The organism is Phenylobacterium sp. (genome assembly GCF_030651185.1).
Classification (GTDB): Bacteria; Pseudomonadota; Alphaproteobacteria; order Caulobacterales; family Caulobacteraceae; genus Phenylobacterium.
This window is the reverse complement of record NZ_JAUSCJ010000022.1, coordinates 642,880-650,749: the sequence shown is the minus strand read 5'-3', so window position 1 is coordinate 650,749 and position 7,870 is coordinate 642,880. Positions and strand designations below refer to the sequence as shown.

Sequence of the window (7,870 nt, the reverse complement as noted above, 5' to 3'; positions counted from 1 at the left end):
TCGGCGCCGACACGGTCATCGACATGGCGGGCGGCGGCAAGATGATCCTGGTGGGGGTTTCCATAACCAGCCTCGACAGCGCCTGGATCTTCGCCGCCTGATGAGCGTCTGGGAGACCGCGCGCCTGATCCTGCGGCCGCGCGGCCCCGAGCATCTGGAGGCCTGTGTCGCCATCAACAGCGACCCAGAGGTGATGGCCTACCTCGGACCGGTCTGGCCCGCCGCACAGCAGCGAGTCCGCCTGACCCGCCAGCTCGCCACCAACTGGGGCCAGGGCCTCGGCTACTGGGCGATCTTCCGCAAGACCGCGCCCGAGGAGATGCTGGGCTGGGGGCTGCTGGTCCCGCTGGAAGGGACCGATGAGATCCAACTCGGCTACCGCCTGAAGCGCGCGGCCTGGGGCGACGGGATCGCCACCGAGGCGGGACGACGGCTGGTGGAGCACGGCCTGGAAACCCTACGGCTGCCGGGCCTCGCGGCCTGGACGCACCCGCAGAACGCCGGGTCGAAGGGCGTGCTCACCAAGCTCGGCTTCGTCCCCGATGGTCAGTACGAGGACAACGGCCAGGTGCAGGACCTCTATCGGCTGACCCCAGCCGCGCGGCAGCCCTGAGCAAAACGCGTCAGCATGGCGGGCGGCGGCGCGTCATAGGGCCCGAACCCCGTCGCGCCATAGGAGCCCTGAATCACCCGGGCGGTCTGCAGCATCACCAGCAGGTCCTCGGTGATCGGCCCGGCCGCCTCGACGCCCTCGGGCGCCTCGAGGGATTCCGGGGTCACGGCGAGCGCGAAGGGCGCGCCGTCGAAGCCCACCGACAGGCGGTCCTCGCTGGAGATCGGGATGATCTTCTCCACCGCCACCTGGAAGAGGGCGGGATCGCGGGCGCAGCTCAGGCGGATCGGCGGGGTCTGGACGCTGGGGCTCTCCGGCGCATAGGCCAGGGTCATTCCCGCCCCGGTGACGATGGCCGACCACCGCGTCGGCTGGGCCGGCGGCCCCGGATCAACAGTCTGGCCGCGGCCGCAGGCCGCCAGGGCCGCGAGCAAAAGAACAGAAGTCAGCGCACGGAAACGCATGGGCAAGGTCAGGCGTCCTAGGAAGGTCGCCCAGCCTTAGCACAGCGCGCGCAATCCACGATGGCCTGCACGCCGGCGGCGAGCGTCACGGCGCCCGATGCGGCTCAGGCCGCCTTGCGCGGCCTACCGCTCTCCGAGAATAACCGCCGAGCCTTCGAGATGAGCGATCGGATGACGTTCGCCCTGGTCGCCAGGCCTGGGCGATGCGTCGGAGATTTCTGTCAGCGGAATCTCAAACCAGAAGGTCGAGCCCTCGCCGGCGAAGCTTTGGATGCCGATCTGTCCGTCCATGAGGTCGACAAGGCCCTTGCAGATCGCCAGCCCCAGCCCGGTGCCGCCATGGTTTCGCGTCGTGGAGCTGTCGGCCTGCACAAATCGGACGAACAGCTTGTCGACCCGATCGACCGCGATGCCCTCGCCCGTATCCGAAACTTCGAAACGAAGGCGCTTCGACGACGTCTGCATGATCCTCAAGGTCACGCCGCCCGCCGCGGTGAACTTGACCGCATTGCCCAGCAGGTTGGCGAGGATCTGAGCCAGGCGAACCGGGTCGGCGAAGACCTGGTCGGGCACCTCCACGCCGATCTCCGCCCGCAGCTCCAACCCCTTGGCGCGGGCCTGTTCCCCGAACAGTTGCACCGCGTCCTCGGCCAAGGCGCGCAAGGGGGTCGGCACCCGCTCCAGCACGATCAGGCCGGCATCGACCTTGGAGATGTCGAGCACTTCGTTGATCAGGGTCAGCAGATTGCGGCTGGCCTTGACGATCCGCTCGACGAACTTGGCTTCCATCTCGCCCAGCTTGCCCTTCGCGCCCAGCAGGCCGGCGAAACCGATGATGGCCGTGAGGGGGGTGCGGAGTTCGTGGCTCATATTGGCCAGGAAGTCCGACTTGGCCTGCGCCGCGGCCTCAGCCTTCTCCTTGGCCGCGACCAGTTCAACCTCGATCTTCGTGCGCTCCTCCACATCGCGAAGCGCGCTGATGACTTCAGTGATCTGACCCGCATCGTCCCGAACGACGGACCGCGCCGCGTCAAACCATCGGAACTCGCCGCTCCTGTGCACGAACCGGATCCTGTGGTTCAGCGCCTCCGGCTCCAACTGTCCGGCGAAGAGCCGCCGCTGACGCTCCATCACTTCGGGACGATCGTCGGCATGGATGAATTCCAGCGTCTTGCGACCCCGCACCTCTTCCGGGCTGTAGCCCAGGGCCGTGACCGCCGGGGAAGCATAGCGAATGGTCCCGTCGGGCCCGTAGCGGATGATGATGTCGGACGAATGCTCGGCGAGCATACGATAGCGCGCTTCACTCTCGGCCATCGCCAGGCTGGCGCCTTCGGCGTCCTCGGCCGCCGCTTCGGCCGCGACCTTGGCGGCGAGCAGGTCCTGCTCCATCTGTTTACGCTGGTGGATGTCGCGCAGGCTGTTGATCACGGCGATCACCTTGCCCTCCTCATCCCGCAGGACGGAGGGCGCGCCCTCGAACCACCGGTATTCGCCGCTCTTGGTGCGCAGCCTCTGGTGTCGGTCCACCGTGGGGTCGATCGGCGCGCCGCTGAGGTTCTGCGCTCGGCGCGCCAGAGCCGCGCTGATGTCGTCGGGGTGGGAGAGGTTCAGGGCGGTGGTGCCGACAATCTCCTCCGGCGTGAACCCCTGCTGCCGGACGGCGGGGGAGCAATAGGTGATCACCCCCGATGGGTCGGTCCGAATGACGATGTCGGAGGAGTGTTCGGCCAGCATCCGGTAGTCGCCCTCGCTCCTGGCCAGGGCGGCGCGCGCCTCCTCGGTCTCCGCCAGCGCCTTGCGCACACGCTCCTCGGCCTCCTTGCGGTCGGTGATGTCGACGATGGCCGAGATGACCTTCGGGCCCTCGTCGGTCTCGATGGGGTTGAGCCCGATCTCAATGGGGAACTCGGTCCCGTCCTTGCGCAGGCCAAACAGGTCGCCGCCGGCGCCCATGGCCCGGGATCGGGGATCAGCGAAGAAGCTGTCCCTCAGGCCCGGATGATGGACCTGGAAGCGTTCCGGGACGAGAATCTCGATCGCCTGGCCCAGCAGTTCGCCCCGCTCATAGCCGAAGGTCCGCTCGGCCAGGGCGTTCACCATGTCGATCCGGCCGGCCGCGTCGATCATCACCATGGCGTTGGGCGCCGATTCCACCGCCTGCCGGAACAGGGTCTCCTGACGCTTGCGGTCGGTGATGTTGCGGATCACGTCGGTGACGCCGAGGCGCAGCCCTGACATGGGATCGATCAGAAATTTCGGTTTGGCCTCGACCCAGATCGTCTCACCGTTCTTGCAGATGACCCGATACTCGATTGGCGGCTGCGGTGCGTCGTCCGCCGCCTTGAGCCGTCGGACGACTTCCTTCCTCACCCGCTCCGAGTCGTCGGGGTGGGTGAGGCTTTCGAAGCTGCGGCCGATCATCTCCTCAGGCCGCCATCCGGCCACCCGCTCCACCGAGGGCGAGACATAGCTCAGCCGCCCGTCGAGGGCGGTGTGCACCACCACGTCGTCGGAATTCTCGGCCCAGGACCTGAACCGCGCTTCGCTCTCGCTGAGGGCGGCCTCGGTCCGGTGGACGTCCGTGACGTCCAGAAAGGCCCCGAACACCGAGCCTACTCCACCACCGGGTGTCTGCTCGGCCTCCGCCTGGACCCGGATGACGCGGCGATCCCCGTTCTGACGCTCCAGGGTCACCTGCTCCTTGACCGGCGCCCCCTCCCGCATCAGGCCCTCAATGGCCGCGCGCAGACGATCCCGATCGGCGGGGTGGACCTTCGCCAGCGTGGCCTCGATCGACGGCACCCCCGCCTCCGACGGAAAGCCCACGAGTTCGTACATCTGCTGCGACCACCAGGCCTCGCCGGTGACCGGATTACGCCGCCAGTAAGCGACGCCCGCCAATTTCTCGGCCATGGTGGCGAGCTGCTGCATCTCCCGCGCCGAGGCGTGGGCATCAAGGGCTTCGTCCCGCGCCCCCCCCACCGAGCGCAGCACGGCGCGCCGCTGAGACAGGGCCGACCCCACCGGCAGCACCAACAGGGAACTGGTGGCGAGGAAGAGCTGGAGCACCAGGATCCGCTCGGTCATCGACCCTGTGATCAGGGCCAGGGGCCCCCGCCCTTCGTAAGCTGAGACGATCGAGACCAGGGTGGTGACGAGGATGGCGACCGCCGCGCCCTCCAGCTCGAACAGGAAGGCCATCAGCACGATCGGCGGCAGGGCGAGGAAGAGCAGAGGATAGCGCGACTGTCCGAACACCAGCCCCAGGGCGACGGCCAGCATGAGGCCCGACAACAGGGCGGCGCGGCGGCGGGCGGGGTTGAACAGCTCCGCATCCTTCAAGCGCAGGAGCATGAGGGCGGGGGTGAAGACCAGGAAGCCCAGACCGTGCGCCACCGCCCGCAAGATGAGGGAGGCAGGCTGCAGGGTGGCCCCGCCGGGCAGAAGATAGACGATCGACGTCAGCCAGGGCACGAGCATGCACACGCAGGCGAACACGGCCAGGTCAGCAGACTGACCGAAATCGAAGCGGGCGCCGCGCCAGCGGCACAGGACAGCGGCGACCAGGGCGACCTCGATCATATTCGCCGCGGCGATCTCGACGCCCAGCTGCGGGCGCCCCCCGGCCACGGCGACCACCATGAGCGTGGCGGCGAAGCAGGCGCCCAGGGGCGCCCACCATGTGGCCGGCGGTCGACGCATGATCATAGCCAAGGCTACGGCGCTGGCCGGCGTCACCGCCGCCACGCCGTTTCCTTCGCGAAGGAAGGTGAGGCTCAGCCAGAGCAGGAAGGCGTAGCCGAGCACGCCGGCCAGCATCCACAGAAGGCCGGTTCCGGGCCTGGAAGTGTTGGCGCGCCCCTGTCGGTCGGCGTCCCCGTATAGCTTGTGCAAGCTGTCTTCGTCGGAAAACATTCGCGAGGCCCTCTCGCCAAGGATCGCAAATATTTCCGGGTAAGGTTGACTATGCCTGAAGCTAAGTCGGTTCGGCGTCGATCAGCGTCAAGATGTCACGGCCCCTCAGCGGTTTCTTCATATGCGCATCCGCGCCCAGGTGGCCGGCCATTTCCAGGCATTCGTCGGCGCTTATGCGACCGCCGCCCGAGATCGCGATGATCCGAGTGGAGGGCCAGCGGCGGCGAATCCGCCCGATCATCTCAAGCCCGTCCACGTCCGGCATGATGATGTCGACGATGGCCGCCGCATAGGTCGACTTGGCCATCAGGGCTTCAGCCGTCCGGGCGTCAGGCGCCTCATCGACGGGTTGGCCCAAGGCCCGCAGCTCGAGGGCGAGAAATTCACGGAAGATGTCATCATCGTCGACCAAACAGATGGTGCGTCGCATGGCGGTGACCTAACAAGCAATGGCCTCGGACCCAGCGAAAACGCTCGGGCCAGATGGTGACGGCGAAACAGGATAGCTCATGTCCGAGACGTTGACGGTGCTTTATGTGGACGACGAACCCGATCTGAGAGAGTTGGCGGAACTATCGCTCCAGCTTGATGAGGATATCGTTGTCCAGGTCGCAGATTCTGGATTCGCCGCGCTGGAACTGCTCGATAGCGGCGCGTGCCGGCCTGACGTGATCCTGCTTGATGTGATGATGCCCGGCATGGATGGGCCCTCCGTGCTTGAGGCCCTGCGCCTGCGCCAGGCCTTGAAGTCCATGCCGGTGATCTTCATCACCGCCCGCACCCAGGCGCAGGAGGCGTCGGCATATCGGGCCATGGACATCGTGGGTTTCATCACCAAACCGTTCGATCCGACCACCCTGGCCTCCGAGGTGAGGCGCTTCCTCCACGGCGGGTAGTCGCGCGGGCTGCGGAGGATACTCCGAGCCGATCGTCGCGGTCTTAGAGTTCGATGATGTTCCGCTCCGTCTTGCGCAACATCTGGCGAACGCGAACCGTCAGGTTCCCGCTGGTGAACGGCTTCAGCATGTACCCGTCAGAACCCTCGGCAAGCGCCTTTGAGATCGTCGCGCGATCGGCCTTGGCGGTCAGCATCAGCACGAGCGCGCCGGCGAGCTGAGAACGCTTGCGGATTTGGATCAGCGTTTCGATCCCGTCCATGCCGGGCATGTTCACATCAAGCAGGATCAGCACCGGACGGGCGTAGGACAGAATGGCCAGCGCCTCATCGCCGCTGCGAGCTGTTCTGACATCGTAATCCCAGAGGTGAAGCTGGATCATTTCCAGGACGAAAGGATCGTCGTCGATGGCGAGTATCGGAGGTCTGGCGGGTCGCATTCTACTTCTATCCGGGGGCTCACTATCCGGAGACGCAAGGTGGCGTTTCCGATCAAATCTCGCAAAGGTCAGGCAAGGCCCGCCGAAAATCTTCCCGTAGCAGCAATTCGCCGAGTCGACACTGATCGTGGAGGGTGCAGCATGGCCTGGACGCCGTCCACCCGGAGCGTCAGTTTATCCGAGACCATGGCGTCGCTCTGCGCGGCTCCAAGCCCCTTCAACGGCCCGCAGGCCTTGCGGTGGAATACCGCATCGCCAAGATCCTCGAGGCCCATAAGGTGACGCTGGCGTATCGGTTCCTCATCGCCGATACCCAAGGCGAGAAATTCGAACGCCTTTTATTTCAGGCGATTAGGCAGAGGGGCAAGGGAGCCCCAGGGGATGATGAATTCACTCATGCGGCAAAATCAGAATTCAATCGAAGCGAGAGCGGAGCGGAGCGCTCGCGCGGCCATCGGCCGCAGCCCGGAACGACACCACTCCCAGTTTGAGGCGCGCACGGCGTGGAGGCGGAGCTTTGGCGCATGATCGGCTGGAGCCCCTGCGCCAACGCTTCCGCGAACGCTGCGCCGAGGATCTGTCGGTCCTGAAGCAGGCCCGGGGTCGGCCGAACGGCCTGGCCGAAGACGAGGTGAAGTCACGCATCCATCGCCTCTCCGGTCTGGCTGGCGGCCTGGGCTTCAGCGAGTTGAGCCAGCTGGCGGGGGTGCTGGACGACCAGATCGCCGCGCAACAGCCGACGGAGGCCGGTGACATCGATCGCCTTGAAGCGGAACTCGCGCGTGTGGCCAGCTCCGGCGGCGCGTCCTGACGCGCCCGCGCCTCAGGCGTCCTGGAGGCGCCACCACTGGTTCTTGCCGTCGTTCCAGGGGAACGAGCAAAGCGACCGGCCATCGGTCATGACCCCGTGGTCGATGTCGATGACCCGATCCTTCTTGTGATTGTTGATCGCCACCCAGGGCGAAGGATCCAGGCCGTCCATCTTGCACTGAAGCGCGTAGTTGTCCGCAGCCTTCGTACTCTTGTTGGTCAGGGCCAGTTGCCGGAAACCCCAGTGAGCCAGGTACAGTCCACTGGCCTCGTGACGGAAATAGAAGGCGCCGTCGTCGTGGACGTCCTCCATGACGAAGATGGCGCCCGCGCGGTGGTTCTTGGGCCGCAGGACCGGCTGCTGGGCGTTGTCCCGGTTCAGATCGGTGGCGCCCACCACCATCTCCGTCGCGTGGCCTGAGGTTTCATAGGCGACGATATGTACGCGGCGGTCAGTCATGGAGCGCTCCTGAGGTGTTACCGCTCGTCTCTCAACCCAGGATTACACGCAAAGCCAAGCTTCGCCACGCGAAAGAACGCCGTTCGGCGACCGTCTCGGGCAAGCGTCTGGAGGGAATTGTCCGCGGGTGGTAGCTGGAGGCGGGCTCGAACCGCCGACCTGTGGGTTATGAATCCACCGCTCTAACCAACTGAGCTACCCAGCCATGGGCCACCCGCGGAGGCGCGGGTTATAGGGTGGGACGTTCGCCGCTTCAAGCGGCTTGGGTGC

The 7,870-nt window shown here is 66.2% G+C and carries 9 protein-coding genes and 1 tRNA gene; 4 read left to right on the top strand and 6 right to left on the bottom strand.

The genetic code is table 11. The annotated features are described in order from the left end of the window. Positions 1 to 100 precede the first annotated feature (100 nt). Positions 101 to 613 carry a GNAT family N-acetyltransferase gene (locus tag Q7J39_RS12170; RefSeq protein WP_304824993.1) on the top strand — a complete coding sequence of 171 codons (513 nt, stop codon included), beginning with the start codon at positions 101 to 103 and terminating at the stop codon, positions 611 to 613. On the opposite strand, the gene Q7J39_RS12165 is transcribed toward Q7J39_RS12170, so the two are convergent. The 3 genes from Q7J39_RS12165 to Q7J39_RS12155 all read right to left on the bottom strand — a co-directional run bounded on the left by Q7J39_RS12165 (position 580) and on the right by Q7J39_RS12155 (position 5,425). Further along, complete coding sequence (locus Q7J39_RS12165; protein WP_304824990.1) at positions 580 to 1,077, bottom strand: hypothetical protein; 498 nt, start codon at positions 1,075 to 1,077, stop codon at positions 580 to 582. The genes Q7J39_RS12170 and Q7J39_RS12165 overlap by 34 nt on opposite strands. A 123-nt stretch (positions 1,078 to 1,200) precedes the next feature. Continuing rightward, positions 1,201 to 4,995, bottom strand: a complete 3,795-nt coding sequence (locus tag Q7J39_RS12160) for a PAS domain S-box protein (protein WP_304824987.1) — start codon at positions 4,993 to 4,995, stop codon at positions 1,201 to 1,203. A 61-nt stretch (positions 4,996 to 5,056) separates the two neighbouring features. Then, positions 5,057 to 5,425: a response regulator gene (locus tag Q7J39_RS12155; protein ID WP_304824984.1), complete on the bottom strand. Its 369-nt coding sequence runs from the start codon at positions 5,423 to 5,425 to the stop codon at positions 5,057 to 5,059. A gap of 79 nt (positions 5,426 to 5,504) precedes the next feature. On the opposite strand from Q7J39_RS12155, the gene Q7J39_RS12150 reads away from it, so the two are divergent. Continuing rightward, on the top strand, positions 5,505 to 5,891 hold the full coding sequence (locus tag Q7J39_RS12150) for a response regulator (protein WP_304824981.1): 387 nt from the start codon (positions 5,505 to 5,507) through the stop codon (positions 5,889 to 5,891). 43 nt (positions 5,892 to 5,934) lie between these two features. Here the strand turns inward: Q7J39_RS12150 and Q7J39_RS12145 are convergent, their stop codons facing one another. Continuing rightward, a complete protein-coding gene (locus tag Q7J39_RS12145; RefSeq protein ID WP_304824979.1) occupies positions 5,935 to 6,330 on the bottom strand; it encodes a response regulator in 396 nt (131 codons plus the stop codon). 134 nt (positions 6,331 to 6,464) lie between these two features. On the opposite strand from Q7J39_RS12145, the gene Q7J39_RS12140 reads away from it, so the two are divergent. Together Q7J39_RS12140 and Q7J39_RS12135 are read left to right on the top strand one after the other, a co-directional pair. Beyond that, complete coding sequence (locus Q7J39_RS12140) at positions 6,465 to 6,821, top strand: hypothetical protein (protein ID WP_304824976.1); 357 nt, start codon at positions 6,465 to 6,467, stop codon at positions 6,819 to 6,821. A 26-nt stretch (positions 6,822 to 6,847) separates the two neighbouring features. Continuing rightward, positions 6,848 to 7,141 (top strand): Hpt domain-containing protein, encoded by a 294-nt coding sequence (locus Q7J39_RS12135; RefSeq protein WP_304824973.1) that lies wholly within the window; start codon positions 6,848 to 6,850, stop codon positions 7,139 to 7,141. Positions 7,142 to 7,153: 12 nt separating this feature from the next. Here the strand turns inward: Q7J39_RS12135 and Q7J39_RS12130 are convergent, their stop codons facing one another. Together Q7J39_RS12130 and Q7J39_RS12125 are read right to left on the bottom strand one after the other, a co-directional pair. Then, entirely contained in the window at positions 7,154 to 7,600 is a 447-nt protein-coding gene (locus Q7J39_RS12130) for a hypothetical protein (RefSeq protein ID WP_304824970.1), read from the bottom strand. Positions 7,601 to 7,728: 128 nt separating this feature from the next. Then, positions 7,729 to 7,805 (bottom strand) — tRNA-Met (locus Q7J39_RS12125). Between the last annotated feature and the right edge of the window lie 65 nt (positions 7,806 to 7,870).

Bases quoted from the DNA above. Each gene is read 5' to 3' on its own strand.
- Q7J39_RS12155 (WP_304824984.1), bottom strand. From the start codon at position 5,425: ATGCGACGCACCATCTGTTTGGTCGACGATGATGACATCTTCCGTGAA.
- Q7J39_RS12130 (WP_304824970.1), bottom strand. From the start codon at position 7,600: ATGACTGACCGCCGCGTACATATCGTCGCCTATGAAACCTCAGGCCAC.
- Q7J39_RS12165 (WP_304824990.1), bottom strand. From the start codon at position 1,077: ATGCGTTTCCGTGCGCTGACTTCTGTTCTTTTGCTCGCGGCCCTGGCG.
- Q7J39_RS12150 (WP_304824981.1), top strand. From the start codon at position 5,505: ATGTCCGAGACGTTGACGGTGCTTTATGTGGACGACGAACCCGATCTG.
- Q7J39_RS12145 (WP_304824979.1), bottom strand. From the start codon at position 6,330: ATGCGACCCGCCAGACCTCCGATACTCGCCATCGACGACGATCCTTTC.
- Q7J39_RS12160 (WP_304824987.1), bottom strand. From the start codon at position 4,995: ATGTTTTCCGACGAAGACAGCTTGCACAAGCTATACGGGGACGCCGAC.
- Q7J39_RS12170 (WP_304824993.1), top strand. From the start codon at position 101: ATGAGCGTCTGGGAGACCGCGCGCCTGATCCTGCGGCCGCGCGGCCCC.